The sequence below is a fragment of the Nonomuraea sp. NPDC050547 genome (assembly GCF_044457345.1).
Lineage (GTDB): Bacteria > Actinomycetota > Actinomycetes > Streptosporangiales > Streptosporangiaceae > Nonomuraea.
The window spans coordinates 17,449-43,654 of the sequence record NZ_JBITGW010000016.1 but is presented as its reverse complement, the minus strand read 5'-3'; the positions used below and the strand labels follow the sequence as shown (position 1 = coordinate 43,654).

The following is a 26,206-nucleotide window of genomic DNA, read 5'->3' as shown; positions in this document are numbered from 1 at the left end:
GCTTGACCTCAAGTTTGGTTGAGCTCGTACGGTCTACCCATGAGCATGGAGATGACCGCCTGGCACCAGCTGTACTCGATGAACAACAACCAGCAGGACCGAAGACGCCTGTCCAAGGACACGCTGAAACGGATCGCCGGTTTCGCTCGCCCTCACCGCCGCAGGATCGCCGTGTACCTGGTGCTCAGCGTGGTGATGGCGGGCCTGGCCGTCCTGGCCCCCGTCCTGGCGGGCCGGGTGGTGGACGCCATCGTCAAGGCGCAGCCCCTGAGCGTGGTGATCTGGCTGGCCGTGCTCATCGCCGGCCTGGCGCTGGCCGAGGCCGCGCTCGGCCTGGTCAGCCGCTGGCTTTCCTCTGGGCTGGGAGAGGGGCTGATCCTCGACCTGCGCACCGCGGTGTTCGACCACGTCCAGCGCATGCCGATCGCCTTCTTCACCAGGACGCGCACCGGCGCGCTGGTGAGCCGGCTGAACAACGACGTCATCGGCGCCCAGCGCGCCTTCACCGACACGCTCTCCAGCGTCGCCGGCAACGTGGTCACGCTCGTGCTCACTCTCACGGTCATGATCGGCATCTCCTGGCAGATCACGCTGCTGGCGCTGCTCCTGCTGCCGGTCTTCGTGCTGCCCGCCCGCCGGATGGGCCTCAGGATCGCCGATCAGCGCCGCGAGGCCGCCGACCACAACGCGGCCATGAGCACCCAGATGACCGAGCGGTTCTCGGCGCCCGGCGCGACGCTGGTGAAGTTGTTCGGGCGGCCGGCCAGGGAGTCGGCGGAGTTCTCCGCCAGGGCCAGGCGGGTGCGCGACATCGGGGTGCGCACCGCGATGACCCAGTACTTCTTCGTCACCGCCCTCACCCTCGTCTCCGCCCTCGCCCTGGCGCTCGTCTACGGCCTCGGCGGCTTCTACGCCCTGAGCGGCAGTCTCGACCCCGGCTCGGTGGTGGCTCTGGCGCTGCTGCTGACCCGCCTGTACGCGCCGCTGACCAGCCTGGCCAGCGCCCGCGTGGACGTCATGAGCGCCCTGGTCAGCTTCGAGCGGGTCTTCGAGGTGCTCGACCTGGAGCCGCTGATCAAGGACAGGCCGGGGGCGCGGGCCGTACCTGATGGGCCGGTGACCGTGGAGTTCGACGACGTGCGCTTCGCCTACCCCTCGGCCGACAAGGTCTCCCTCGCCTCGCTGGAGGAGGTCGCGACCCTCGACTCCCGCGGCGGCGAGCGGGTGCTGCACGGCATCTCCTTCACCGCCGAGCCCGGCCAGATGATCGCCCTGGTGGGCTCCTCGGGCGCGGGCAAGTCGACGATCGCGCAGCTCCTGCCGCGCCTCTACGACGTCGACGAAGGCACGGTACGGCTCGGCGGCGTCGACGTACGCGACCTGAGCGCCGACTCCATCCGCGAGACCCTCGGCATGGTCACCCAGGACGGCCACCTCTTCCACGACTCCATCCGCGGCAACCTGCTCTTCGCCCGCCCGGACGCCACCGAGGAGGAGATCTGGGACGCCCTGCGCCGGGCCCGCCTGTCCACCCTCATCGAGTCGCTGCCGGACAAGCTGGACACCGTGGTCGGCGAACGCGGCTACCGCCTGTCCGGCGGCGAGCGCCAGCGCCTGACCATCGCCCGCCTGCTGCTGGCCAAGCCGCAGGTGGTGATCCTGGACGAGGCCACCGCCGCGCTCGACTCCACGAGCGAGGCGGCCGTGCAGGCGGCGCTGGCCGAGGCGCTCGACGGCCGGACCGCCGTGGTGATCGCGCACCGCCTGTCCACGATCCGCGCCGCCGACCAGATCCTGGTGATCGAGGACGGCCGGGTGGCCGAGCGCGGAACCCACGAGGAACTGCTGGCCGCGGGCGGCCGCTACGAGGAGCTTTACCGCACTCAGTTCGCCGACCCGGCCATCTCCACCGCGGCGTGATCGGGCGTACGAGGCCGGCGCCGCATGGCCGACAGGCTCACCGGCACCCCGACGAGCACGATGACCGCCGCGATCACCAGCGTGAACTGGTAGGCGTCGAGGAAGGCGGGCAGCGGGGCCAGGCCGCTGCCGCTCTGCCGGGAGGTCAGGATCGCGCCGAGCACGGTGATCCCGAGCAGCCCGAAGACCTCCCGGGAGACGTTCAGCACGCCGGAGGCGACGCCCGAGCGTCCCTCCGGCAGCGTGTCGAGGACGGCGGTGGTCAGCGGAACCAGCATGCCGCCGCCGAGCCCGTAGACCAGGAACCAGGGCAGCACGTCGAGGTAGCGGCCGTCGGCCCCCACCCCGGAGAGCATGAAGATGGCCGCCGCCATCAGCACGAGGCCGAGCGCCACGGTGGGGCCGATGCCGATGAGCCGGGCCAGCCGCTGTGACAGGAGGGCGACGACGGCCATGACCAGCGCCATCGGCACGAACGCCGCGCCCGCCTCGGTGGGGGAGAACCCGAGCACGTTCTGCAGCCACAGCGCGCTGAAGAAGTAGATGCCGAACACGCCGAACGACCAGACGCCCATGCTCAGGATGCCGCCGCTGAAGACCCGGTCGCGAAACAGCGACACGTCGATCATCGGCTGGGCCGAGCGGGACTCCACGAGCACGAAGAACACGGCGCCGGCCAGGGCGACGGCGAAGGCGGCCAGGATCAGAGGCGAGGTCCAGCCGGCCGACGAACCTTCGATGAGCGCGAAGGTCAGGGCGAACAGGGCGATCGTGGAGGCGGCCAGGCCGGGCAGGTCGAGGCTGTGCCGTACCGGCTGGAAGGCGGGGCGCACCGCCCACCAGGCCAGCCAGAACGTGGCGACGCCGAGCGGCACGTTGATCAGGTAGATCCAGCCCCAGTGCAGGTGCTCGCTGATGAAGCCGCCGGTGACCGGGCCGAGCGCCATCGAGAGGGCGCCGGCCGAGCTCCAGATGCCGACGGCCCTGCCGCGTTCGGCGGGGTCGCGGAAGATCTGCGACAGCAGCGCCAACGAGGTCGGCGTGAGCAGCGCGGCCCCGACGCCCTGGGCGGCGCGGGCGGCGATCAGCGTGCCGCCGGACTCCGACAGGCCCGCCGCCAGGGACGAGAGCGTGAAGAGCGACAGTCCGACGAGGAAGATCCGCCGCGCGCCGAACAGGTCGGCCAGCCTCCCGCCGACCAGCATGAGTCCGGCGAAGACCAGGATGTACGCGGTCGTGATCCACTCCAGCCCGGAGATCGTGAGACCGAGCTCCCGCTGGATCGTCGGCAGCGCCGTGTTCTGGATGTTGTTGTCCAGGTAGGTCATCGTCGTCCCGAGCGTCACAGCGCCCAGGGCCCACCATCTGCGCATGATCCTTCCTTCCTGTACGCCGTACTTGTACGACGTACAGGAGACCTTGTACGGCGTATAGTTGTCAACCGTGATGGGAAAACTGAGCGCCGAGGCGATCGTCGAACGCGCCCTGGAGATCGGCGACGACGAAGGACTCGACGCGGTCACGATCCGGCGGCTGGCCACCGACCTGGGTGTCACGCCGATGGCGCTCTACTGGCACTTCAAGAACAAGGAACTGCTGCTCATCGGCATGGCCGACCACCTGATCGCCGGGTTCCACGTCGGCCACGACGACGGGCGGCCCTGGCTCGACCAACTGCGCGACCTCGTGGAGGGCCTGATCGGGACGCTGCGCCGGCACCCGTGCGCCAAGAACGTGCTGGAGCAGACCGACCAGACCCGGGTGCCGCGGTTCCTGGCCGTCTGGGACCTGGCGCTCGGCCTGGCCCGCGAGGGCGGGTTCGGCGTGGAGGAGAGCTGCCTGATCACCAAGTACATCCTGCAGAGCGCCATCGCCATCGCCGACGCCCCGGTGCACTTCCGCGCCGCCTGCACCCCCGAGGAGGCGAGCGAGATGCTCAGGGTCAAGCGGGTGGGCCTGGAGTCGCTGCCCGCCGACCGCTACCCGAACATCGTGGCGATGGCCGCGCCCATGGTCGGCGACCTGGACCCCGGCTTCTACGACTCCTTCGGCGTCGAACTGATCCTCAGCGGCATCGCCGCCCTGGCAGGATCACGGTCATGACCTTCGAGCTGATCTGCGAGATCGAACCGCCCACCAAGCCCGACCTGAAGCACGTCAGGCACCAGATCGGCACGCTGAGCAAGATCGCGCACTCCTTCCTCATCCCCGACAACCACATCGGCCGCGCCACGGTCTCCTCGGTCGCGGTGGCGCACGAGGTGGAGGCCATGGGCGGGCGCAGCATCGCCTGCCTGAACTCCCGCGACCGCAACCTGCTCGGCTTCCGCCGCGACCTGCTGACGGCCGCCGCGTACGGGGTCGACCAGTTTCTGTTCGTCTTCGGCGACAAACCGACGAGCGGCAACCGCACCAGCGACCTGACGGTCCGCTCGATGATCGACGAGGCCAGGGCGTTCTCCCCGGACTTCAAGGTCGGCGCGGCGGCGGGTCACCGCCCGCTGCCCGCGTGGAAGCGCGCGGCCGACTTCCTGTTCGTCCAGGTCAGCTTCGACCTGGACACGCTGCTGCGCTGGCGCGAGGCCAACCCCGTCGACGTGCCCGTCTACGCCGGCGTCATGGTCCTGGCCAGCGAGTCGCACGCCCGCCGCCTGGCCGGCGCCATCCCCGACATCGCGATCCCGGAGTCGATGTTCACCGCCCTGGCCGCCGACCGCATGGCCGGCGTCGAGGCGGCCTGCGAACACGTGCAGGCCATCCGCGACTCCGGCGCGTACGACGGCGTCCACCTCATCCCGGTCGCCCGCTACCGCGACGTCGAGTCCCGCCTGTCCGCCGAACTCAGATGAGCCCGAGCTTCAGCATGATCGCGCGATCAAGGTCCGCGATCTCCTGCGACTCCAGCCCGCCTTTGAAGGCGCCGAGCCGTGCCGGATCCACCGAGTAGATCTGGTCGGTCAGGATGCGGGTCTTGACGCCGTCAAACTCGATCTCCGGCCGGTAGATGGCAGGTCCGGCACGCGTCGAGGTCAGTGCGATGGTGACGGTACTGGTCGCGAACCTGTCGGATTGGATCACGACCCCGTAGCGCTTGCCCTGCTGCTCGTGGCCGCGGGCTCCAGCGGGAGGTTTTACCTCCCAGATCGCGCCGCGGAAGATCACTCCGTGACTCCCATGAACCGTTGGATCGCCAGCATCTCAGCCTGGTCGTCGGGGTCGTTCCGCAGTCGCTCGGCATCCTCGCCGGCCTGTTCGAGCAGGAGTTCCCTGTACGTTCGCAGGATCGCGTAGCGAACGGCCTCCGACCGGCTGCGATGGTCGCCGGCGAGTGCGCGGAGCGCGGTTTCCATGGCTTCGTCGGTCCGCACGTTGAGAGTGCCCATGCCGCCGATTGTAACACGTTTTGTGTTACGGCCTGGGGTCGCGTGCGAGGACGGCCAGGAGGGTGCCGAGGAGGGCGACGGCGAACAGGACGGTGTAGGCGCGCTGGAAGCCGGTCATGAGCTGGTCCACGGCCACGGGTGACAGCTTGGACAGCGTGGCCGCGTACACCTGGTCGCGCAGTTCCGGGCCCACCGAGCTGGTGATCAGGCTCAGCGACATGCCCACGCTCAGCACCACCCCCACGTTCATGATCATGATGCGGAAGCCGTTCACCACCCCCAGGCTGCCGGCGGGCAGCGCGGACATCACCTGCGTGGTGTTGCCGGTCAGGAACGTCCCGCTCCCGCACCCGGCCAGGAAGAGCCCCACCCCGATGATCCAGTACGGCGTCGCCGGATCCGCCGTCAGCATCAGCGTCCCGAGACCCAGGGCGCTGAACACCGACCCCCCGATCGACAGCGCGTGCGGCGACAGGCGGCGTCCGAGCGCCCCGGCGACGGGCGAGGCGAGCGCCATGCCCACGGGCACCGGCAGGACGCTGAGACCGGCGGTGAAGGCGTCCAGGCCCCTGGCGGACTGGAAGTACAGGGCGACCACCAGGATCAGCGCCGAGCGGGCCAGAGCGTTGCAGAACGAGGCCAGGTTCGCGCAGGCCAGCATCCGCCCGGCGAACAACCCCATGTTGAGCACCGGGTGCGAGGCCCGCCGTTCCACGACCACGATCAGCGGGGCCAGCACCAGGAAGACGGCGGCGCCGGTGAGCACGACGGGGCTGGACAGGCCACGGGAACCGGCCTCGGACAACGCCAGCAGTACCGCGGACAAAGCGGCGAACACCAGCACGTTGCCCAGCGCGTCCACCGGCTCGCGCGGCCCGCGCGGCATTTTGCGCAGCGTCACCGCACCCCACGCCAGCGCGATCACCCCGGCGGGCACGTTCACCCAGAAGATCCACTGCCAGCCCGCGGTGTCGGCGATGAGGCCGCCCAGCGTGGGGCCGGCGAGCTGGGCGACGGAGAGGGTGCCGATGTAGACGCCCATGCCCTGGCTGAGCCGGTCGGGCGGGAAGGCGTCGGTGATGATGACGGTCCCGTTGGCCAGGATCATGGCGGCGCCGACGGCCTGGACGACCCGCATCGCCACCAGGAACCACACGTTCGGCGAGAACCCGGCCAGCAGCGAGGCCACCGTGAACAGCGCGAACCCGGCCAGATAGATCTCCCGCCGCCCGAGCAGGTCGGCGACCCGGCCGAAGAAGACCAGGCTGGCGGTGTTGACCAGCAGGAACGCCAGCAGGATCCAGCCCGACTCGAACGGTCCCGCCCGGAAGTGCCGGACGACCGCGGGCAGCGCCACGTTGAGCGTGCTCCCGGCGATGCCGATCAGGACAAGCCCGAGACTGGTGACCGACACCACCTTCCAGGCATACCGGAGGCGGCTGGCGTAATCGGGGGAGACCGCGACCATGCCCCCCACTATGACGTACGACGTACGTCCGCTTTCACCTGGCCCGCTTGCGCAGCCCCTCCAGGTCGTGGATGATCACCCGCCGCCGCCCGGTCTCGATCAGCCCGCGGTCACGCAGCGAACGCAGCGCCTTGCTGACCGCCTCCCGCGAGGCGCCGGTCCAGCCGGCCAGTTCGTCCTGGGACAGGGGCAGCGCCACGCGTACCCCGCTGTTGGTCTTCTCTCCGTAGCGCTCGGCCAGCTCGATCAGCCGGGTCGCCACCCGCCCCGTCGTGTCGAACGCGCCGTACTCGATGCGCTTGCGGTCGGCGTCGCGCAGCTTCTCGGTGACCGACTGCATGAGCAGCACCGCCACCCGCCCGTGCTCGCGCAGGTAGGCGGGGAAGTCCCGCACCACGATGCCCTCGATCGGCTCCAGCGCCGTCACCGTGGCCGAGCGCGGCCAGCCGTCGATCGACGACATCTCGCCGATCAGCGCGCCCGGCCCGCGGATGGCCAGCACGACCTCGGTGCCGCTGCTGGTGTGCGATGAGCACTTGACCCGGCCCTCGGTCAGCACCAGCACCCAGTCGGAGGTGTCGCCTTCGGTCATGACGGTCGTGCCGCGTTCCCACCGGCGCGGCCGGCCCGCCGCGCGCAGCGCGGCGATCTCTTCCGGGGTGAGCAAGGAGGTGAACTCGCCAGGCTCTGGGTTCATGCCGCGATTATGACTGTACGGCCGCCGCCCCTTCTATGGCATTGTCAGCAGAACGTGGGCCTCCACCCGCTCATCCTTGCCCTTGAGCTCCAGCCTTCCCAGAGGCCGGGTCGCCGCGCCGGCGCCCAGCTGGGCCAGCGTGGTCGCGCCGATGACCACCGAGCCCGGCTCCGCGACGCCCTGCAGTCGCGCGGCCACGTTCACGCAGTCGCCCATCGCGTTGAAGCCGCGCAGCTCCGGGCTGCCGATGTTGCCCACGAGCGCGGGACCGGTGTTGACTCCGACGCGGAAAGTCGGCCACTCCACATCGGCGCCCCGGCTCTCCGCCGCGATCACCTCCGCCGCCTCCTGCATCGCCAGCGCCGCCCGGCAGGCCGCCGCCGCGTGGTCGAGCTGGGTGGCCGGCGCGTTGAACAACGCCAGCAGCGCGTCCCCGACGAACTGCACGATCGTGCCGCCGTTGTCGAGAATGCACGGCACCGCGGCGGTGTGGTAGCGGTTGAGCATCTCCACGATCTCGCCGGGCGTGACCCGCTCGGAGAACGTCGTGAACCCCTTGAGGTCGGCGAACAACGCCGTGAGCTGCTTCAGCTGCCCGCCGAGCGCCGCCTGGTCCGGATCGGCGAGCAGCGCGTTGGCCACGTCGGGCGACATGTACTGCCGGAACAACGTGTTGAGCTCGTGGTAGAGGCGGGCGTTCTCCAGCGAGATCGACAGCTGTCCCGCCAGCGTGGCCGCGAGCGCCTCATCCTGCGCGGTACGGCCCAGCGGCACCTCCAGCGCCCCGGCCAGATGCCCCTTCACGGTCAGCGGGTAGGCGACGAGCTGGTCGCGGTGAACCGGGGCGTGCCCCTCGAAGACGTACTCGCGTGAGCCGATGTCCACCTGCCCGTCGGAGACCAGGCCTATCCTGACGTCCCCGTACGCCTGCCGGACCCGTTCCAGCGCGGTGGCCAGCAGTTCCGTCTCCGGCAGGCCGACCCGGGTCTGGGCGCTGACGTCCACGAGTGCGGCCAGGCGCTCCGACAGGCGCCGCTCGTTGGCCAGGGCCTCGCCTGCCCGGTCCAGGACGGCCGCCTGGCTCTCGGTCAGGTCGAACTTGCCGGCCAGGCGGGTGGCGGCCAGGGGTTCGCCGCGCCGTACGTGCTCGACGACCTCTTCCAGGGCGCGGTCGTAGTCGGCCTTGATGCGCGCCACCGTCGCCGACAGGGCGACGGCGTCGAACAGGCCCGCGCTGGACCCCTCGCGGCGGAACTTCAGGTAGGAGCTGTAGCCGACGAAGACGAAGGCCAGCGTCAGCAGGATGTGCCAGAGCCACCAGGTCAGGTGCCAGTTGAGCTGCGACATCCCGGCCAGCATCGCCTCGCCTAGGAGCGCGTAGGCGGTGATCAGGCTGATCAGCATGGCCGCGGGGCGTCTGCGGTGGATCAGGAACATCATGACGGTGGCGGCGCCGTACAGCAGGACGCCCGGAACGGAGCCCCAGACCAGCCAGCCGGCGTGCTCGCCGAGCGGCGGGTCGCTGAGCGGGGTGAGGCCGGGCAGCAGCGAGGCGAGACCCCACAGGATCATGAAGCCGATCAGCGCGCCGCGGATGACGTGCTGCGCCTCCAGGACGCGCGCCGCCGCCCGCTCACCCAGCGGCAGCGCGGAGGCGAACGCGAACCCGGCCGCGAGGGTGAGCCCGACCTGCTGTCCGATGTCGAACCCGAGCGAGCCGACCGGCAGGATCACCTGCGGGGTGGCCAGGCCGTGCAGGAAGAAGAACCCGGCGCTGGTCAGGAACACCATGGACACGAGGAACAGCCGTGCGTCCTGCCTCCGGCGCGAGGCCTCGCTGACCATCAGGCCGAGCGTCACGTTGAGCCCGGCGACCGCGAGGATCATCCAGAAGTGGCTGGGATTGTGCTGCCACATGACGTTCAGCTTCTCCTGCGCGAGGAGAAGCCAGAGTCCGAGCAGGGGCAGCGCTAGATGGATCGCCCAGACGACGGCTCTGACCGGCTGGGTGGCTGGCGGGAGGTAGGGACGGTCGGTAGGCAACGTGCGGCCTCCGCAGTGACGTGGGCCCCGAACAGTCCTGATTATCCCTAAGTCCGGCGTCGAGCGGTGCGTCGTTTTACGCAGTCCGTCAGTCAGAGTTGGTAAGCCCAGTTCGTCACTCTCTGTCAGTTATGAACACGTTATGTGGTTCTTGTCATCCGTTGGAACGGTTGAAGCGTGAACCTCATGCTCACCATGAGCATCAGATTCCCCTGGAAGGACAACCGTGGCCCTCAAGACTCGCGTGCTCCCGCTCGCCGCCGCAGGCGCGCTGGCCGCCTCACTGCTGACCGTCGGTGGCGTCGCCACCGCCTCCACCTCCTCGGCGGCCGAGGTGCACGCGTGCGTGCACAAGAAGACGCGGTACGCCCGCATCGTCAACCCGGCCACGCCCTGCAGGAAGACCGAGATCCGGGTGCTCATCGGAGGCGGCGGCGGGCACAGCACCTCCGGCGTCCAGGGACCCCAGGGCGAGCGCGGCCCCGCGGGCCCCGCCGGCCCGACCGGCGCCACGGGCCCGACCGGCCCTCAGGGCCCCAAGGGCGTGCCCGGCCTGAAGGGCGCCACCGGCCCGCAGGGCCCGAAGGGCGCCGACGGCGCCCCGGGCAAGGACGGAGCCACCGGCCCCAAGGGCGCCGACGGCAAGGACGGCCTGAACGGCAAGGACGGCGCGACCGGCCCCAAGGGCGCCGACGGCAAGGACGGCCTGCCGGGCAAGCCGGGTGCCGACGGCAAGGACGGTCTGCCGGGCAAGCCTGGGCAGAACGGGCGGGACGGCAAGGACGGCAAGGACGGCGAGCGCGGTCCGGTGGGTCCCCAGGGTCCCAAGGGTGACCCCGGCACCGGCGGTGGCGGCACCTACACGACTTACACGAAGTCCGCTTCCATCGGCAACTACGGCACCGGCAGCGTCTCGTGCAACGGCAACGACGCGGTCACCGGCGGCGGCTTCTCCGGCGTCTCCTCACGCTACACCGTGACCAGCAGCATGCCCTCCGGCTCCGGCTGGTCGGTTTCGGTCGAGAAGCTGGACAACGACAACGACAAGAGCGGCGGCCATGGCAGCAAGGGCACCGTCTACGTGGTCTGCCTGAAGAAGGTCTGACACGCGCTGAGGGGCCGGTGAACAGCCACCGGCCCCTCAGACCCAGCTATCTAGCCCAGGAGCTCAGGCAGCGTCCCCTCGTGCGTCTCGCGCAGTTCCGCGAGCGGCACCTCGAACACGCCCTCCACGACCAGTGCCGGCCCGCCGGTCACACCGAGCCCGTAACAGGGCACCTCGTGCCGCGCGCACAGCGCCGCGAACTCGTCGAACGCCTCCGGCCTGACCGCCACCAGCGCCCGCGCCGACGACTCGCTGAACAGGTCGGTGAACGCGTCCCCGGTCAGCGAAGCCGACACCGTGGCGCCGACCCCGGCGGCCAGGCACGCCTCGGCCAGCGCGATCCCGAGGCCGCCGTCCGACAGGTCGTGCGAGCCCTGCAGCAGCCCGCGCCGCGCCGCCTCGACCAGCACGGTGGCCAGCGCGGCCTCCGCGACGAGGTCGGCCTCAGGCGGCAGCCCGCCCAGGTGGCCGTGCGCCACGTGCGCCCATTCGGAGCCGCCGAACTCGGCCTTCGTCTCACCCAGCAGCGCCACCCGCAGCCCCTCGGCGGGGAACCCGGACGGCACCCGCTTGGCCACGTCGTCGATGACGCCGAGCACGCCCACGACCGGCGTCGGGTGGATGGCGGTGCTGCCGGTCTGGTTGTAGAAGGAGACGTTGCCGCCGGTCACCGGTACGCCGAGGAGCTTGCAGGCATCGGCCAGGCCGCGTACCGCCTCGGCGAACTGCCACATCACCTCGGGGTCCTCGGGGGAGCCGAAGTTGAGGCAGTTGGTGACGGCCAGCGGCTTGGCGCCGGTGACGGCCACGTTCCGGTAGGCCTCGGCCAGCGCCAGCTGCGCCCCCGCGTACGGGTCGAGCTTGGCGTAGCGGCCGTTGCCGTCGGTGGCCAGCGCGATGCCGCGGGTGGTGGGCTCCGAGCCCGCCATCACCTCGGAGATACGCAGCATGCCCGCGTCGGCCGGCTGGGCCAGCACGGTGTTGGAGCGCACGTAGCGGTCGTACTGGGAGGTCACCCACTCCTTGGAGGCCAGGTTCGGCGAGCCGAGGAGCTGCAGGAGCGCGGCCCGCAGGTTGTCCGGGCGCTCCAGGCGGTCGGGGGTGTCGGCGTTGAGCGCGGGCTGGCCGACCGGCTCGTGGTAGGGCCGCTCGTACACCGGGCCGTCGTCGGCCGCGGTGCCCGGCGGAATGTCCACGATGACCTCGCCGTCCCAGGTCATGATCAGGCGGCCGGTGTCGGTCACCTCGCCGATGACGACGGCGGGCACGTCCCACTTCTCGCAGATGGCCATGAAGGCCGGGATGTCCGACGGCGTGACGACCGCCATCATCCGCTCCTGGGACTCGCTCATCAGGATCTCCTCGGGCCGGAGCGAGGGATCGCGGAGCGGGACCAAGTTGAGGTCGACGTGCATGCCGCCGGTGCCCTTGGCGGCCAGTTCCGTGGTGGCGCAGGAGACGCCCGCCGCGCCGAGGTCCTGGATGCCGACGACCACGTCGGCCGCGTAGAGCTCCAGGCAGCACTCGATGAGCAGCTTCTCCATGAACGGGTCGCCGACCTGTACGGCGGGCCGCTTGGCCTGCGACTCGTCCTCGAAGGTCGCCGAGGCCAGCACCGACGCGCCGCCGATGCCGTCGGGGCCGGTGGAGGCGCCGAACAGCACGACCTTGTTGCCGGGGCCCGGCGCGGTGGCCAGCTTGATCTGGTCCTTGCGCAGCAGGCCGACGCAGAGGGCGTTGACCAGTGGGTTGCCGATGTAGCAGGGGTCGAAGACGACCTCGCCGCCGATGTTGGGCAGGCCGAGGCAGTTGCCGTAGGAGGAGATGCCCTCGACGACGCCGGGCAGCACCCGCTTGGTGTCGGGCTGATGGGCGCCGCCGAAGCGCAGCGCGTCCATGACGGCGATCGGGCGCGCGCCCATCGACATGATGTCGCGCACGATGCCGCCGACGCCGGTGGCCGCGCCCTGGTGCGGCTCGACGTAGGACGGGTGGTTGTGCGACTCGATCTTGAACGTGGCGGCCCAGCCGTCGCCGATGTCGACGACGCCGGCGTTCTCGCCCATGCCGACGAGCAGCGCCTCTGACTTGGGCGCCTTGGTGGCGAACTGCCGCAGATGCACCTTGGAGGACTTGTACGAGCAGTGCTCCGACCACATGACGGAGTAGATGGCCAGCTCGGACCCGGTGGGCCGGCGCCCCAGGATCTCCTTGACCCGGTCGTACTCGTCCCGCTTCATCCCGAGCTCGGCGAACGGCATCGCCTCATCGGGGCTCACAGCGGCCCGCTTCACCGAATCGGTCATGAGTTCACCAGCTTCCTCAGGATCGAGGTGAAGAAGCCGCGCCCGTCGGTGGAGGGGGCGCCGACCAGGTCCTCGACCGCGTGCTCGGGGTGGGGCATGAGGCCGACGACGTTGCCGACCTCGTTGGTGATGCCCGCGATGTCGTTGAGCGAGCCGTTGGGGTTGCCGAGGTAGCGGAAGACCACCCGACCATTCGCCTCCAGCTCGGCCAGCGTCTCGTCGGAGGCGACGTAGCGCCCCTCGCCGTGCTTGACCGGCAGCACGATCTCCTGGCCGGCCGCGAAGTCGTGGGTCCAGGCGGTCCGGTCGGACTCCACGCGCACCCGCTGGTCGCGGCAGACGTAGTGCAGCGAGGCGTTGCGGGTCAGCGCCCCGGGCAGCAGGTGCGCCTCGCACAGGATCTGGAACCCATTGCAGGTGCCGAGCACGGGCAGGCCCGCCCTCGCCGCCGGGATCAGCTCGTCCATCAGCGGCGCGAACCGGGAGATGGCCCCGCACCGCAGGTAGTCGCCGTAGGAGAAGCCGCCGGGCAGGAAGACGGCGTCCACTCCCTTGAGATCGTGGTCGGCGTGCCACAGCGGAACGGCCTCGGCACCGGCCAGGCGCACGGCTCTCGCCGCGTCCTGGTCGTCGAGTGTGCCGGGAAACGTGACAATGCCCACTCGGGCAGCGCTCATGACTTCGTCCCTCCGAGGATGCGCACGCGCGCGCCACCATCTCTTGCTGGCGGATGGCGGTCTGCGGCGGTGCCCACAATCTATCGGGTGCGCGGGCGTGCCTCTGTGAGGGCCTCCGGATGCGGACATGCCGCTGGTACGGCGAGGCCGCGGCCTGCCGTACGGAATGGGGGGATTGTCAGACGGCGGCGAGCTCGCGCGGCCGGGTGTCGGCCTCGTCCCACGCCAGCTGCTTGCGCAGGTGGACCGTGGTGCCCTGGCCGGGCGTGACGCCGAAGGAGATCTCGTCCACGACGGAGCGCATGATCAGCAGGCCGCGGCCGTTCTCGGTCTCGGGAGGCGGGAAGTGCAGGGGCATCGAGGGCAGTCCGCCGCCGTTGTCGGCGACGCGGACGTCGCACCGGCCGTAGCCGATGGCGGCCGTGACCTCGTAGCGGTTGGCGGGACCCCCGTGCCGCACCGCGTTGGAACATGCCTCGGAGACGGCGAGCAGCATGTCGGCGATGCAGCTTTCGCTTACGCTGAGTGAGCGCATAGCATCGCCGAGCACTCGCCTGACCATCGGTATGCCGATCGCATCCCGAGGCAGTGCCAACGAGAACTCAATATCCACCGGACCCCTCCCGGCGCCAGAACGTCACCTGGAGTAGGTTTCCCCGAGAAATCAGGGCTAACCGCAAAATCACGTTGTTGTTATTTAGTATTGGTAAGCCCGTGGGATTGTGACACAGCAAAACCCGGCTTTAAGCCGCCAGGGGCAATTCTGGTGCCAAACGTACGCTTCTACCCCTCAACCCGCACGACGTAGTCCTCGATGACGGTGTTGGCCAGGAGCGTCTCGGCCATCTTTCGGACGTCCGCAAGTGCCGCCTCGTCGGCGGGGCCGTCCAGTTCGATCTCGAAGCGCTTGCCCTGACGGACCGCGGAGACCCCGGCGAAGCCCAGCCTAGGCAGGGCTCGGGCGATCGCCTGCCCCTGCGGGTCGAGAATCTCCGGCTTCAGCATGACGTCGACGATGACGCGCGCCACTTGGGTCCTCCTGCGATGGCGATGGTGGTCGGGTACCGAGGGTCAAGCCTAGTGCCAGGCAGACCAGCGGAATCGCCGGGATGACGTAACGCACGTCGTAGGCGGCCAGGAAGGGCGGCGAGACGACCAGCGCGAGCGCCGCCACCCCCGGCAGCAGCGCGTCCCAGCGCCGCCGGACCAGCGCCGCGGCCAGCGCGCCGGCCAGGCCGAGCATCAGCACGGGGAAGGGCAGGTAGCCGAAGCGCTGGTAGGCGCGCAGCCATCCGGCGAACGGCTCGACGACGCGGGTGGCGGCCGGGCCGTTCTCGTAGGACTCGGCGATCTGTTTCACCGAGCCCTTCAGCGGGCGCTCGGCGGCGGGGAACTTGTAGGGCGTCTTCTCCGCCGCGGCGGTGCGCTCCCAGCGCAGCAGCTTGGCGAGGTCGGTGGCCACCGCGCCGAGGTAGGGGCCGGGCTGGGCGAGGATCGCCTTCCTGGCGAACTCGCCGGCCAGCTGGTTGCGGTTGGCGGTGCCGGGCACCTTGGGAAGGGGCGAGAAGCTCTCCCACAGCCAGTACGGCGGGTACGGGCGCTGCTCCACGGGCATGTTCGGGCAGAGCACGGCCAGGCGCTCCGGCGGCCTGATCACCGCGCAGTCGGCGAAGCTCATGGTCCTGGACCACAGGAAGTTGCCGTCCGCCTCGGTCAGGGCGAACTTGCCCTTTTCGACCTTGGTCCAGGTGGCGTACGCGCCGAGCGGGACGGCCCCGGCCACGACGAGGGCCACCAGGGGGCGCCAGCCATACCGGCGGATGAGCAGGTAGGCGGCGGTGAGGATGAGCAGCGGCAGGCCGACCGTGCGGGTGATGCCCGCGAGACCGAGCAGCAGCCCGCCCACGGCGGCGGTGGCCGGGGTCACCCGCCAGACGATGAGGGTGATCGCGCCGCAGACCAGCACGATGAAGACGAGGTCGGCCATGACCATGTGTTCGAGCAGAACCATGAACTCGTCGAAGAGGATGGGCGTGACCAGCAGCGTGGCGCCCCAGCCGGGCAGGCCGCGGCGGCGTAGCAGCAGGTAGACGCCGACCGCGAGAGCCAGGCCGAGCAGGTGCTGCGCGACGGTGATCAGCGTGAGGCTGTGCGCGGGGCGCAGCAGCGCCAGCAGCAGGGAGTAGCCCGACGGGCGGGTGGTGCCGGGGGCGAGCTTCTCACTCAGGAAGGCGAAGGAGTCGCCGAAGAACAGCAGTGAAGGGGGATAGCCCAGGACGGCCAGCAGGCGCAGCGCGATCGCGGGTATCAGGGTGACGATCAGGGCGCGGTGTGCTGACACGGGAACTTCTCTTCCTAGGGAGACCGCGATCCAGGCTAATGGGAAATGTCACCATCCCGATCGCCAGACAGGTCAGCGGGAGGGCCGCGAGCACGTAGCGGATGTCGTATCCGCTCACGAACGGCGGGCCGGCCACCAGCGTCACGGCCGCCAGTCCGGGCAGCAGCGCCTCGGGCCGCCGCCTGATCGCCGCCACCGCCAGCGAGCCGAGCAGGGCCAGCGTGAGCAGCGGATACGGCAGGTAGCCGAAGCGCTGGTAGGCGCGCATCCACCCGGCGTACGGCTCGACGAGGCGCGTGTCCGCGGGGCCCCGCTCGTAGCTCGCGGGCCCGGGGTCCTTCACCCGCCGCTCCTCGCGTGGAAACTGGTACGGATTGTGCTTGCCGGGCACCACCCGCGAAGAGGTGCGCTCCCAGCGCAGCAACTCGCCGAGATCCTTGCCCACGGCCACCAGGTACGCCCCGGGCTGGGCGGCGATCGCCTCGCGGGCGAAACGCCCGGCCACCGCGTTGCGCTCCTTGACCGGGATCTGATCGAGCGTCCCGCCCCACAGCCAGAACGGCGGCGCCGCCCGCTTCCCGGCGGGCTGGTCGGTGCAGAGCCGGGTGTCGGAGGGCCTGATCACCCGGCAGTCGGCGAAGCTCATGGTCCGCGCCCACAGGAACATCCCGTCCGCCCTGGTCAGGGCCGGTGATCCGGTCTCGGCGAATGCCCAGGCGGAGTACACGAGCAGCGGCGCCAGCCCGGCCGCCGCCAGCCGCAGCACCGGCCGCGGGCCCGCCCTGCGCGCCGCCAGGTAGGCCACGCCGAGGACGAGCACCGGCAGGCCGATCGTCCTGGTGAGCGCGGCGGCTCCGAGCAGCAGGCCGGCCGTGCCGTACCGGCCGCCGAGCAGGGTGAGCACGCCGCCCGTCAGCAGCGCGGCGAACAGCGCGTCGGCCATCACCATGTGCTCCATGAGGATGAGGAACTCATCGAACAGCAGCGGCGTGACGGCCAGCGTGGCGCCCCACCCGGGCAGGCCGCGGCGGCGTAGTAATGCATAGACCGAAACCGCCAGGACGAGCCCGATCACGTGCTGCGCCGCGGTGACCAGGGCCAGGCTGTGCGCCGGGCGGAGCAGGTGCAGGAAGATGGAGTAACCCGCAGGTCGGAACGTTCCAGGGGCAGGTTCGCGGAGGTAGGTGAAGGAGTCGGCGAAGAACAGCAGGGCCGGGGGATGTCCGGCCATGGTCAGAACGCGCAACACCACGGCCGGGACCAGTGCCGCGAGCAGAAACCAGTGGTTTCCGGGCAGCGCAAAGACACGTGATGTCGATATCACGTCGGCTCCTTTGGCGGTCGTTTACCTCTTCTTGCCGTCTGTTGTCGAAAGGGTTCACGCCCGTTACGTGGGGAACTTGGACGACATGGGGCTTGCGCGGAGGGCTGTGACTTCTGCCACCATGTCCCCATATGTGGACGAATCACCACCAAGTGGTTTGGACGCCCAGAAGGCCGGCCGCCGGTGGCAACCCCACCCACCCCGGCCCCGAACGCACAGGAGCGGCACGTGACCGTCGACGCCTCTCGTGGTGCTGAAGCACCCCCAGAGCTCGTCCAGTTGCTCACCCCCGAGGGCGAGCGAGTCGAGCACCCCGACTACGACATCGACCTGACACCGGAAGAGGTCAGGTCGCTTTACCGCGATCTCGTGCTCGTCCGCCGCATCGACCTTGGAGCGGTGGCGCTGCAACGCCAGGGCGAACTGGGCATCTGGGCATCGCTGCTCGGCCAGGAAGCCGCTCAGATCGGCTCAGGCCGGGCGCTCACCGACGCCGACATGGCCTTCCCGACCTACCGTGAGCACGGCGTGGCCTGGTGCCGCGACGTCGACCCCGTCAAGCTGCTGGGTCTGTTCCGCGGCGTCAACCACGGCGGCTGGGACCCCGTCGAGCACAACTTCCACCTCTACACGATCGTGATCGGCAGCCAGACGCTCCACGCGGTCGGCTACGCCATGGGCATCCAGCGCGACGGCGGCGAGGGCGCCGCGATCGTCTACTTCGGCGACGGCGCCTCCTCCCAGGGCGACGTCAACGAGTCGTTCGTGTGGGCCAGCGTCTTCAACGCCCCGGTCGTCTTCTTCTGCCAGAACAACCAGTGGGCCATCTCCGAGCCGATCGAGAAGCAGTCCCGCATCCCGCTCTACCGGCGCGCCTCCGGCTTCGGCTTCCCAGGGCTCCGGGTCGACGGCAACGACGTCTTCGCCTGCCTCGCGGTCACCCGCAAGGCGCTGGCCGACGCCCGCAGCGGCCAGGGCCCCACGCTGATCGAGGCCTTCACCTACCGCATGGGCGCCCACACCACCACCGACGACCCCACCCGCTACCGGGTCGCCTCCGAGCTCGAAGCCTGGAAGCTCAAGGACCCCATCGAGCGGGTCAAGGCGTACCTGTTCAAGCAGGAGATGGCCGACCAGGAGTTCTTCGACGCCATCGACGCCGAGGCCGAGCAGCTCGGCGCGGACGTGCGCCGGCGCTGCCTGGAGATGCCCGACCCCCAGCCGCTCGACATCTTCGACCACGTCTACCGCGAGCCGCACGCCCTGATCGACGAGGAGCGCGCCCAGTTCGCCGCCTACCTGGAAGGGTTCGAGGCATGACGGTGCTCAGCCTGTCCAAGGCGCTCAACGAGGGCATGCGCAAGGCCATGGAGGACGACCCGAAGGTCCTCATCATGGGCGAGGACGTCGGCAAGCTCGGCGGCGTCTTCCGCGTCACCGACGGCCTGCAGAAGGACTTCGGCGACGACCGGGTCATCGACACCCCGCTCGCCGAGTCCGGCATCATCGGCACCGCCATCGGCCTGGCGCTGCGCGGCTTCCGCCCGGTGTGCGAGATCCAGTTCGACGGCTTCGTCTTCCCGGCCGCCGACCAGATCATCACCCAGCTGGCCAAGATGCCCATGCGCTCGCTCGGGGCGATCAAGCTGCCCATCGTGGTCCGCATCCCCTGCGGCGGCGGCATCGGCGCGGTCGAGCACCACAGCGAGTCGCCCGAGTCGTACTTCACGCACACCGCCGGGCTGCGCGTCGTCGCCTGTTCCAACCCGCTCGACGCCTACTCGATGATCCAGCAGGCCATCAGCAGCGACGACCCGGTCATCTTCTTCGAGCCCAAGCGCCGCTACTGGGAGAAGGCCGAGGTCGACACCAGCACCACCGACTGGTGGACCCCCTTCGACCAGGCCTCCGTCGTACGGCAGGGCACCGACCTCACGCTCGTCGCCTACGGTCCCATGGTCAAGACCTGCCTGGAGGTGGCCGGCGCCGCCGCCGAGGAAGGCCGCTCCCTGGAGGTCATCGACCTGCGCTCGCTCAACCCCCTGGACACCCAGCGCCTCATGGACTCGGTACGCAGGACCGGCCGGGTCGTCATCGTGCACGAGGCGCCCGTCTACAGCGGTTTCGGAGCCGAGCTCGCCGCCCGGATCACCGAGCAGTGCTTCTACCACCTGGCGGCGCCGGTGCTGCGCGTCGGCGGATTCTCCACCCCCTACCCGCCGTCGAAGCTCGAAGAGCACTACCTGCCCGACCTGGACAGGGTGCTCGACGCCGTCGACCGCGCCTACGCCTACTGAGAGGGGGATCCCGTATGCGACGCGAGTTCAAGCTCCCCGACGTCGGCGAGGGACTGACCGAGGCGGAGATCGTCCGGTGGAAGGTGAAGGCGGGTGACGCGGTCAAGGTCGACCAGATCGTGGTCGAGATCGAGACCGCCAAGTCCATCGTCGAACTGCCGATCCCGTGGGACGGGGTGGTCGCCGACCTGATGGCCGAGGAGGGCCAGACCGTCGACGTGGGCCTGCCCATCATCGCCATCGACACGGCCGGCGGGCAGGCCGGCGAGCGGGTCGAGGCGCTGGCCGACGACATGGTGCCCAGCCCGCCGGCGGAGGCCGCCGTGGAGCCGGGCGTCCACGGGAGCCCGGCGCCCAAGGAGGAGCGCCAGGCCGTCCTGGTGGGTTACGGCGTCAAGACCGGCGCCGCCCAGCGCCGCCCGCGCAAGCAACCCGCCACCACCGCTCCGTCAAGCGCCGCTCCGTCAAGCGCGGCGCCCACACCTGTGGCGCCTGTGGCCAACCCGGCCCGCACCGAGGTCACCGGCCCCGCTCCGGCGGGCGCGCCCGCATCGGAGAGCGGCCGCGTGATGGTGCTGGCCAAGCCGCCGGTACGGAAGCTGGCCAAGGACCTTGGTGTCGATCTGACCACGCTCAGCGGCACCGGTCCCCAGGGCTCGATCACCAGGGAGGACATCCACGCCGCCGCCGGAGGCGCCACCCAGGAGGTGGCCGGGCGGCCGGCCGTACAGGAAGAGCGCATTCCGATCAAGGGCGTGCGCAAGATGACCGCGCAGGCCATGGTGGCCAGCGCGTTCACCGCCCCGCACGTCACCGAGTTCCTGCAGCTCGACGTGAGCGCGACCATGGAGGCCGTCCGGCGCCTGCGCGAGGTGCCGGACTTCGCCGAGGTCAAGGTCTCGCCGCTGCTGCTGGTGGCCAAGGCGGTGCTGGTGGCCGCCCGCCGCTATTCCATGATCAACTCTGCCTGGGACGAGCGGGCCCAGGAGATCGTGGTCAAGCACTACGTGAACCTGGGGATCGCCGCGGCCACGCCGCGCGGCCTGGTGGTGCCGAACGTCAAGTCGGCCCACACGCTGTCGCTGCCCGAGCTGGCCGAGGCGCTCGGCAAGCTCACGGAGACGGCGCGGGCGGGCAGGACCCAGCCGGCGGAGATGTCCGGCGGCACGTTCACGATCACCAACGTGGGCGTGTTCGGCGTCGACACCGGTACGCCGATCATCAACCCGGGCGAGTCGGCGATCCTGGCGTTCGGCCAGGTGCGCGACATGCCGTGGGTGGTGGACGGCGAGCTGGCGGTGCGCAAGGTGACGACGCTGGCGTTGTCGTTCGACCACCGGATCATCGACGGCGAGCTGGGCTCGCTGTTCCTGCGTGACGTGGGCGCGATGCTGGAGGATCCGCTGCGGATGCTCGCCTGGAGCTGACGCCACGCGACAGGCCGCCGCCCGCGAAGGGTGGCGGCCTGTTGTGTTCTGTGGCTTCAAGGGGATTTACGAGATCCGATTTGGTTGTTAAGAAGGTTTATTAACAAACGGACTCATCCCAGCGGGGTGCCCCATGGCCCGATTACTCGTCGTGTTGTCGCTGCTCATGGCCGCTTTCGGAATCTCCCTTCCCGCCCATGCCGAGGCGCCGTCAGTGACCGCACTGCCCGGTTACAAGATCCAGTCCTCGGCCAAGGTGAGCGATTCCGGCGCCGCCATCTCCACTCCCGGGTACGCCGCCACCGGCTGGTACCCGGTCGGCCCGCGCTCCACGGTCCTCGCCGGCCTCCTGGAGAACGGCGTCTACCCCGACCCGTTCTTCTCCACGAACATGCAGTCCATCCCCACCGCCGACTTCGACGTGGCGTGGTGGTACCGGGCCGACTTCACGCTCGGCGCCGAGAGCGGCATGCGCACCCTGCTCGACTTCAGCGGGGTGATCTCCGGCGCCGACGTCTGGGTCAACGGAACCCAGGTGGTCAGCGGCGCGGCCGGCGCGTACACGCGGCACGAGCGCGACATCACCGCCCAGGTACGCGCGGGCGTCAACTCCATCGCCTTCCGGATCAACCCCAACAACCCGAACAGCCATCTGACGATCGGCTGGATCGACTGGGTGCAGCTGCCGCGCGACGACAACATGGGGATCTTCCGCGACGTGCTGATCAAGCGGACCGCCGCGGTCTCGCTCAACAACCCGCACGTGATCACGAACCTCGCCGTGCCCGCCCTGGACCGCGCCGACCTGACGATCAAGGCCGACGTACGCAACCACACCACGAGCCCGGTGACCACCACGGTCCGCGGCACGATCGGCGCGCTCACGTTCGGCCAGGACGTCTCCCTGGCCGCGGGCGAGACCAAGCGGATCACGTTCAACCAGACGATCGGCGACCCGCAGGTCTGGTGGCCGTACGCGATGGGCGCCCAGCCGCTTTACGACCTCGGCCTCACCGCGGTCGTCGGCGGCGTCACCAGCGACGTCGTCAGCGAGCGCTTCGGCGTGCGCAAGGTCGAGTCGGCCAAGAACGCCTCCGGCCGCCGCTACTACAAGATCAACGGCCGGAACCTCCTCATCAGGGGCGGCGGCTGGTCACCCGACATCTTCCTGCGGCCCAAGATCGGCTACCTCGAGGACAAGCTCCGCTACGTCAAGGACCTCGGCCTCAACACGATCCGGGTCGAGGGACACCTGGAGGGCGACGAGCTCTACGACCTGGCCGACAAGCACGGCATCCTGACCCTGCCCGGCTGGGAGTGCTGCAACAAGTGGGAGGGTTCCTTCTCCAGCGGCGACTACCCGATCGCCAAGGCGTCGATGCTGGCCGAAGCCGTACGGCTGCGCAACCACCCCAGCGTGATCTCCTTTCTCATCGGCTCGGACAACCCTCCGCCCGCGCAGAAGGAGACCGGCTACCTGGACGCGCTGAACCAGGCCGAGTGGCAGCTGCCGATCGTCCCGGTGGCCAGCGACAAGTCCAGCCCGCAACTGGGCAACTCGGGCATGAAGATGCCGGGGCCGTACGACTGGGTGCCGCCGAACTACTGGTACAACAAGCGCGAAGGCGGCGCGTTCGGCTTCAACTCCGAGACCGGCGCCGGGCCCGACGTGCCCACGCTCGACTCGCTCAAGCGCATGATGACCCCGGCGCAGATCGACTCGCTCTGGCAGAACCCGGGCGCGACGCAGTACCACCGCTCGCCCTCCAGCACCTTCAACAACCTGTCGATCTACCACAACGCCCTCAGAGGCCGATACGGCGTGCCCTCCGGCCGCGAGGACTACGTGAAGAAGGCGCAACTGGCCCAGTACGAGGCGGTGAGAGCCCAGTTCGAGGCCTACGGCCGTAACTTCACCGACTCCACCAACCCCTCCACCGGCGTCATCTACTGGATGCTCAACAGCGGCTGGTCCTCGCTGCACTGGCAGTTGTTCGACTACTACCTCGACCAGGGCGGCTCCTATTGGGGCGCCCGCGAGGCCAACAAGCCGCTACACGTCCAGTACTCCTACGACGACGACTCGGTCGTCGTGGTGAACTCCACGCCGACCGCCGCCCAGAACCTCCAGGTCAAGACCGACGTCTTCAACCTCGACGGCACCGCGAAGTACTCCAGCACCGCCACCGTGAACGTCCCCGCCGACGGCGGCAAGGCGAGTGCGGTCACGATCCCGTCCATCTCCGGCCTCAGCTCCACCTACCTGGTACGGCTGACGCTCCTGCGCGGCGGCGCGGAGATCGACCGCAACGTCTACTGGCTGTCCACCTCCGACGACGTCATCGACTGGTCCGGCAACACCTGGTACTACGTGCCGACCTCCAGCTACGCCAACCTGACCGGCCTCAACTCGATGCCCAGGACCTCCCTGAGCGTCACCGCTACCACGAACACGGTCACGATCACCAACACCGGCGCCGCCCCCGCCCTCTACCTGGACGTCAGGATGGTCGACGCCGCCGGCACGCCGGTCCTGCCCGTCACCTGGTCCGACAACGCGATCAGCCTGTGGCCCGGCGAGTCGAAGACGCTGACGGCCAGTGGCACCGGCGCGAACGCCAGGGTCTCGGGCTGGAACACCGCCACGGTCACGGTCCCCACCGGCCCGCCGGACGTCGAGCGGCCCACCCCGCCGGGGAACCTGCGCGTCACCGGCGCGACCTCGTCGTCGGTCTCCCTGGCCTGGGACCCGGCGACCGACAACGTCGGCGTCGCCGGCTACGACGTGCGGGGCGGCCCCTCGGTGACCGGCACCACCGCCACGGTCTCCGGGCTCCAGCCGGGCACGCCGTACACCTTCGACGTCCGCGCCCGCGACGCGGCGGGTCTCGTCTCCGACCCCTCCAACGAGGTCCAGGCCACCACCGGCAGCGGCCCCGCCGACCACCAGGCGGAGGACGCGGTGATCTCGCAGGGCGCGGTGGAGTCGAACCACGCCGGTTTCACCGGCACGGGCTTCGTCAACCTGGACAACGTGGTGGGTTCGTACGTGGAGTGGACCGTGAACGCCGCCGCCGCGGGCCCGGCCAACCTGGAGATCCGCTACGCCAACGGCACCACGGTCAACCGCCCGCTGAACGTCAACGGCACCACGGCCGACTTCCCCGGCACCGGCGCCTGGAGCTCCTGGCAGACCAAGACGGTGCCGATCCAGCTCCAGGCGGGCGTCAACAAGATCCGGGCCACCTCGACGACGGCCAACGGCGGCCCGAACCTCGACCGCCTCATCGTGACCCCGCGGCAGCCGGGCTCCGACCACCAGGCGGAGGACGCGGTGATCTCGCAGGGCGTGGTCGAGTCGAACCACGCCGGATTCACGGGAACCGGGTTCGTCAACTACGACAACGTCACCGGCTCCTACGTCGAGTGGACGGTCACCGCCGCCACCGCGGGCACCGTGAACGCGGTGATCCGCTACGCCAACGGCACCACGGTCAACCGCCCGCTGAACGTCAACGGCACCACGGCCGACTTCCCCGGCACCGGCGCCTGGACGACGTGGCAGACGAAGACGGTGCCGGTCCAGCTCCAGGCCGGGGTCAACAAGATCAGGGCCACCGCCACCACCGCGAACGGAGGACCCAACGTCGACCGGTTGTCGATCGGCCCCTAGGCTGACCGGCATGATCCGTCACATCGTGCTGCTGACCTGGTCAGAAGAGGCCACCGACGACCAGAAGGCCGCCGTGGCCGAGGGACTGGCGGCGCTGCCCGCGGCGATCCCGCAGCTGCGCCGCTACGACCTCGGCACCGACCTCGGCCTGGGCGCGGGCAACTCCGACTTCGCGGTCGTGGCCGAGTTCGACTCGGTCGCCGACTACGAGGTCTACCGGGACCACCCCGTGCACCAGGCCGTCATCGCCGAGCGCATCAAGCCGATCCTCGCCGCCCGCGCGGCGCTCCAGGTCGAGCTCTAGACCTCCGGCGGGTTGTTCTCCCGGTGCATCAGCCGGTCGTCGGAGGTACGGCCCCGCTTGGGCGCGAGCACGATGCTCAGCACCACCCCCACGCCGCCGACGATCATGAAGATCAGGCCGATGACGTCCATGCGGACGGCGCTGCCGAACACGTTGGGATCGATCGCGAATCTCAGGATCGCGCCAAGCGTGAGGAAGAAGATGCTGACCCCGACACCCATGGCGACCTCCGGAGGGAATGAGCGCGTACGCACTCGGTCATACCCGAGTATGGGTGATCGTCACGCGAGGCAGGTAAGTGGCTGGCCGCCGTTGTAAGTGATCATGTCCATGACGGCGGCCACGACGTCGATCTGTCCGCCTCTGGGCAGGCCGTCCAGCTCGGCGTAGGCGCGGTGGAGGTTGCCCACGACGCGCTCGGGATCCAGCAGCTCCGCCCACGGCCCCAGGTCGGTCTCCCTGGCCGCCTCCAGCGGCGTCAGCCCGGCCGCGCGCCCCTGTTCGGCCGTGGCCAGCACGAACCGCGCGTACTCCTGAACCCGGTCGATCACCTCGGGCCCGCACGGTTCGCCGTGCCCCGGGACGATCGTCTCCGCGCCGAGCTCCCTGATCTGGTCGAGCACCTCGACCGTCCCGGCCACCGAGCCCGTCAGCATGAACGGCGTGCCGCCGTTGAACACCAGGTCGCCGGAGAACAGCACCCGGCGTTCCGGGATCCACACGTACACGTCGTTCGTCGTGTGCGCCGCCATCCCCGGATGCCTGACCTCGCATCTCAGCTCATCCACATGGAGCGTGATCTGGTCGGTGAAGGTGAGGAACGGCGGCACCGCCTCCAACTCGCCCCACTCCACCTCGGCCGACCAGGCCGCGCGGTAGTCGGGGATGCCTTCGGCCAGGATCATCGCCCTGGCCAGCTCGTGCCCGACGATCGTGGCCTCGGGGAAGAGGTAGTTACCGAACGTGTGGTCGCCGTGGTAGTGGGTGTTGACCAGCGTGGTGATCGGCCGGTCGGTCACCCGCGCGACCGCGTCGCGCAGCGCCCTGGTCCGGCGTTCCGTGGCGCAGGCGTCGATGCTGACCACGCCGCGCCGGCCGACGAGGAAGCCGGTGTTGTTGATCCACCAGCTGCCGTCGGGCTGGACGTAGGCGTGGACGCCGTCCGAGACCTCGTGCGCACGGGCCGGGGGCAGGGGGTGATCGTGCCGCGATGAGCTCATGGAGCGAAAATAGACCGCCCG

General features: G+C 70.0%; 23 protein-coding genes. 9 read left to right on the top strand and 14 right to left on the bottom strand.

The features are described 5' to 3' along the window. Positions 1-39 precede the first annotated feature (39 nt). A complete protein-coding gene (locus ACIBHY_RS34950; RefSeq protein WP_397254343.1) occupies positions 40-1,920 on the top strand; it encodes an ABC transporter ATP-binding protein in 1,881 nt (626 codons plus the stop codon). On the opposite strand, the gene ACIBHY_RS34945 is transcribed toward ACIBHY_RS34950, so the two are convergent. Beyond that, complete coding sequence (locus tag ACIBHY_RS34945; RefSeq protein ID WP_397308925.1) at positions 1,884-3,293, bottom strand: MFS transporter; 1,410 nt, start codon at positions 3,291-3,293, stop codon at positions 1,884-1,886. The genes ACIBHY_RS34950 and ACIBHY_RS34945 overlap by 37 nt on opposite strands. 73 nt (positions 3,294-3,366) lie before the next feature. Here ACIBHY_RS34945 and ACIBHY_RS34940 point away from each other — a divergent pair, with 73 nt between their 5' ends. Then, on the top strand, positions 3,367-4,023 hold the full coding sequence (locus tag ACIBHY_RS34940) for a TetR/AcrR family transcriptional regulator (protein ID WP_397254815.1): 657 nt from the start codon (positions 3,367-3,369) through the stop codon (positions 4,021-4,023). After that, a complete protein-coding gene (locus ACIBHY_RS34935; RefSeq protein WP_397308924.1) occupies positions 4,020-4,769 on the top strand; it encodes a methylenetetrahydrofolate reductase in 750 nt (249 codons plus the stop codon). The genes ACIBHY_RS34940 and ACIBHY_RS34935 overlap by 4 nt, the downstream gene beginning before the upstream one ends. Here ACIBHY_RS34935 and ACIBHY_RS34930 read toward each other — a convergent pair. Genes ACIBHY_RS34930 through ACIBHY_RS34910 form a run of 5 tightly spaced genes read right to left on the bottom strand, consistent with a single transcriptional unit; the run spans position 4,762 to position 9,511 of the window. Beyond that, entirely contained in the window at positions 4,762-5,082 is a 321-nt protein-coding gene (locus tag ACIBHY_RS34930; protein ID WP_397308923.1) for a type II toxin-antitoxin system PemK/MazF family toxin, read from the bottom strand. The two genes, ACIBHY_RS34935 and ACIBHY_RS34930, sit on opposite strands and share 8 nt — an antisense overlap. Then, entirely contained in the window at positions 5,079-5,303 is a 225-nt protein-coding gene (locus tag ACIBHY_RS34925) for a hypothetical protein (protein ID WP_397254336.1), read from the bottom strand. The genes ACIBHY_RS34930 and ACIBHY_RS34925 overlap by 4 nt, the downstream gene beginning before the upstream one ends. Before the next feature lie 25 nt (positions 5,304-5,328). Beyond that, positions 5,329-6,771: an MFS transporter gene (locus tag ACIBHY_RS34920; protein WP_397254334.1), complete on the bottom strand. Its 1,443-nt coding sequence runs from the start codon at positions 6,769-6,771 to the stop codon at positions 5,329-5,331. Positions 6,772-6,805: 34 nt separating this feature from the next. Further along, a complete protein-coding gene (locus ACIBHY_RS34915) occupies positions 6,806-7,468 on the bottom strand; it encodes a Crp/Fnr family transcriptional regulator (RefSeq protein ID WP_397254332.1) in 663 nt (220 codons plus the stop codon). A gap of 33 nt (positions 7,469-7,501) precedes the next feature. Continuing rightward, entirely contained in the window at positions 7,502-9,511 is a 2,010-nt protein-coding gene (locus ACIBHY_RS34910) for an adenylate/guanylate cyclase domain-containing protein (RefSeq protein WP_397254330.1), read from the bottom strand. Positions 9,512-9,737: 226 nt separating this feature from the next. Here ACIBHY_RS34910 and ACIBHY_RS34905 point away from each other — a divergent pair, with 226 nt between their 5' ends. Next, entirely contained in the window at positions 9,738-10,616 is an 879-nt protein-coding gene (locus ACIBHY_RS34905) for a hypothetical protein (RefSeq protein WP_397308922.1), read from the top strand. A 50-nt stretch (positions 10,617-10,666) separates the two neighbouring features. On the opposite strand, the gene purL is transcribed toward ACIBHY_RS34905, so the two are convergent. The 6 genes from purL to ACIBHY_RS34875 all read right to left on the bottom strand — a co-directional run bounded on the left by purL (position 10,667) and on the right by ACIBHY_RS34875 (position 17,264). After that, the gene (gene purL, locus ACIBHY_RS34900; protein WP_397254326.1) at positions 10,667-12,922 is read right to left on the bottom strand and encodes a phosphoribosylformylglycinamidine synthase subunit PurL; all 2,256 of its coding nucleotides are present in this window, start codon (positions 12,920-12,922) and stop codon (positions 10,667-10,669) included. Beyond that, positions 12,919-13,599, bottom strand: a complete 681-nt coding sequence (gene purQ / locus ACIBHY_RS34895) for a phosphoribosylformylglycinamidine synthase subunit PurQ (protein ID WP_397308921.1) — start codon at positions 13,597-13,599, stop codon at positions 12,919-12,921. Before purQ ends, purL begins: the two co-directional genes overlap by 4 nt. A gap of 178 nt (positions 13,600-13,777) precedes the next feature. Continuing rightward, positions 13,778-14,161 (bottom strand): ATP-binding protein, encoded by a 384-nt coding sequence (locus ACIBHY_RS34890; protein WP_184970239.1) that lies wholly within the window; start codon positions 14,159-14,161, stop codon positions 13,778-13,780. A 221-nt stretch (positions 14,162-14,382) separates the two neighbouring features. Continuing rightward, positions 14,383-14,628 (bottom strand): phosphoribosylformylglycinamidine synthase subunit PurS, encoded by a 246-nt coding sequence (gene purS, locus ACIBHY_RS34885; RefSeq protein ID WP_379613994.1) that lies wholly within the window; start codon positions 14,626-14,628, stop codon positions 14,383-14,385. Further along, positions 14,546-15,883 (bottom strand): hypothetical protein, encoded by a 1,338-nt coding sequence (locus ACIBHY_RS34880; protein WP_397309055.1) that lies wholly within the window; start codon positions 15,881-15,883, stop codon positions 14,546-14,548. Before ACIBHY_RS34880 ends, purS begins: the two co-directional genes overlap by 83 nt. Then, on the bottom strand, positions 15,819-17,264 hold the full coding sequence (locus ACIBHY_RS34875; protein ID WP_397308920.1) for a hypothetical protein: 1,446 nt from the start codon (positions 17,262-17,264) through the stop codon (positions 15,819-15,821). Before ACIBHY_RS34875 ends, ACIBHY_RS34880 begins: the two co-directional genes overlap by 65 nt. A 228-nt stretch (positions 17,265-17,492) precedes the next feature. Between ACIBHY_RS34875 and pdhA the strand changes: the two genes are divergently transcribed. The 5 genes from pdhA to ACIBHY_RS34850 all read left to right on the top strand — a co-directional run bounded on the left by pdhA (position 17,493) and on the right by ACIBHY_RS34850 (position 24,965). Next, positions 17,493-18,584: a pyruvate dehydrogenase (acetyl-transferring) E1 component subunit alpha gene (pdhA, locus tag ACIBHY_RS34870; RefSeq protein ID WP_397254321.1), complete on the top strand. Its 1,092-nt coding sequence runs from the start codon at positions 17,493-17,495 to the stop codon at positions 18,582-18,584. Next, on the top strand, positions 18,581-19,561 hold the full coding sequence (locus tag ACIBHY_RS34865) for an alpha-ketoacid dehydrogenase subunit beta (RefSeq protein WP_397308919.1): 981 nt from the start codon (positions 18,581-18,583) through the stop codon (positions 19,559-19,561). Before pdhA ends, ACIBHY_RS34865 begins: the two co-directional genes overlap by 4 nt. Positions 19,562-19,575: 14 nt before the next feature. Then, on the top strand, positions 19,576-20,988 hold the full coding sequence (locus ACIBHY_RS34860; RefSeq protein ID WP_397308918.1) for a dihydrolipoamide acetyltransferase family protein: 1,413 nt from the start codon (positions 19,576-19,578) through the stop codon (positions 20,986-20,988). Between the two features lie 133 nt (positions 20,989-21,121). After that, complete coding sequence (locus ACIBHY_RS34855) at positions 21,122-24,661, top strand: glycosyl hydrolase 2 galactose-binding domain-containing protein (RefSeq protein ID WP_397308917.1); 3,540 nt, start codon at positions 21,122-21,124, stop codon at positions 24,659-24,661. 10 nt (positions 24,662-24,671) lie between these two features. Further along, positions 24,672-24,965 (top strand): Dabb family protein, encoded by a 294-nt coding sequence (locus ACIBHY_RS34850; protein ID WP_397105504.1) that lies wholly within the window; start codon positions 24,672-24,674, stop codon positions 24,963-24,965. On the opposite strand, the gene ACIBHY_RS34845 is transcribed toward ACIBHY_RS34850, so the two are convergent. Beyond that, entirely contained in the window at positions 24,962-25,186 is a 225-nt protein-coding gene (locus tag ACIBHY_RS34845; protein WP_184970254.1) for a hypothetical protein, read from the bottom strand. The two genes, ACIBHY_RS34850 and ACIBHY_RS34845, sit on opposite strands and share 4 nt — an antisense overlap. A gap of 60 nt (positions 25,187-25,246) precedes the next feature. Then, positions 25,247-26,185, bottom strand: coding sequence for an MBL fold metallo-hydrolase (locus tag ACIBHY_RS34840; protein WP_397254316.1), 939 nt, complete (start codon positions 26,183-26,185; stop codon positions 25,247-25,249). Between the last annotated feature and the right edge of the window lie 21 nt (positions 26,186-26,206).

Excerpts from the sequence above, each read along its gene's own strand:
- ACIBHY_RS34950 (WP_397254343.1), top strand. The coding sequence starts at position 40 with ATGAGCATGGAGATGACCGCCTGGCACCAGCTGTACTCGATGAACAAC.
- ACIBHY_RS34945 (WP_397308925.1), bottom strand. The coding sequence starts at position 3,293 with ATGCGCAGATGGTGGGCCCTGGGCGCTGTGACGCTCGGGACGACGATG.
- ACIBHY_RS34940 (WP_397254815.1), top strand. The coding sequence starts at position 3,367 with ATGGGAAAACTGAGCGCCGAGGCGATCGTCGAACGCGCCCTGGAGATC.
- ACIBHY_RS34935 (WP_397308924.1), top strand. The coding sequence starts at position 4,020 with ATGACCTTCGAGCTGATCTGCGAGATCGAACCGCCCACCAAGCCCGAC.
- ACIBHY_RS34925 (WP_397254336.1), bottom strand. The coding sequence starts at position 5,303 with ATGGGCACTCTCAACGTGCGGACCGACGAAGCCATGGAAACCGCGCTC.
- ACIBHY_RS34920 (WP_397254334.1), bottom strand. The coding sequence starts at position 6,771 with ATGGTCGCGGTCTCCCCCGATTACGCCAGCCGCCTCCGGTATGCCTGG.
- ACIBHY_RS34915 (WP_397254332.1), bottom strand. The coding sequence starts at position 7,468 with ATGAACCCAGAGCCTGGCGAGTTCACCTCCTTGCTCACCCCGGAAGAG.
- purL (WP_397254326.1), bottom strand. The coding sequence starts at position 12,922 with ATGACCGATTCGGTGAAGCGGGCCGCTGTGAGCCCCGATGAGGCGATG.
- purQ (WP_397308921.1), bottom strand. The coding sequence starts at position 13,599 with ATGAGCGCTGCCCGAGTGGGCATTGTCACGTTTCCCGGCACACTCGAC.
- ACIBHY_RS34890 (WP_184970239.1), bottom strand. The coding sequence starts at position 14,161 with ATGGTCAGGCGAGTGCTCGGCGATGCTATGCGCTCACTCAGCGTAAGC.
- ACIBHY_RS34865 (WP_397308919.1), top strand. The coding sequence starts at position 18,581 with ATGACGGTGCTCAGCCTGTCCAAGGCGCTCAACGAGGGCATGCGCAAG.
- ACIBHY_RS34860 (WP_397308918.1), top strand. The coding sequence starts at position 19,576 with ATGCGACGCGAGTTCAAGCTCCCCGACGTCGGCGAGGGACTGACCGAG.
- ACIBHY_RS34855 (WP_397308917.1), top strand. The coding sequence starts at position 21,122 with ATGGCCCGATTACTCGTCGTGTTGTCGCTGCTCATGGCCGCTTTCGGA.
- ACIBHY_RS34850 (WP_397105504.1), top strand. The coding sequence starts at position 24,672 with ATGATCCGTCACATCGTGCTGCTGACCTGGTCAGAAGAGGCCACCGAC.
- ACIBHY_RS34845 (WP_184970254.1), bottom strand. The coding sequence starts at position 25,186 with ATGGGTGTCGGGGTCAGCATCTTCTTCCTCACGCTTGGCGCGATCCTG.
- ACIBHY_RS34840 (WP_397254316.1), bottom strand. The coding sequence starts at position 26,185 with ATGAGCTCATCGCGGCACGATCACCCCCTGCCCCCGGCCCGTGCGCAC.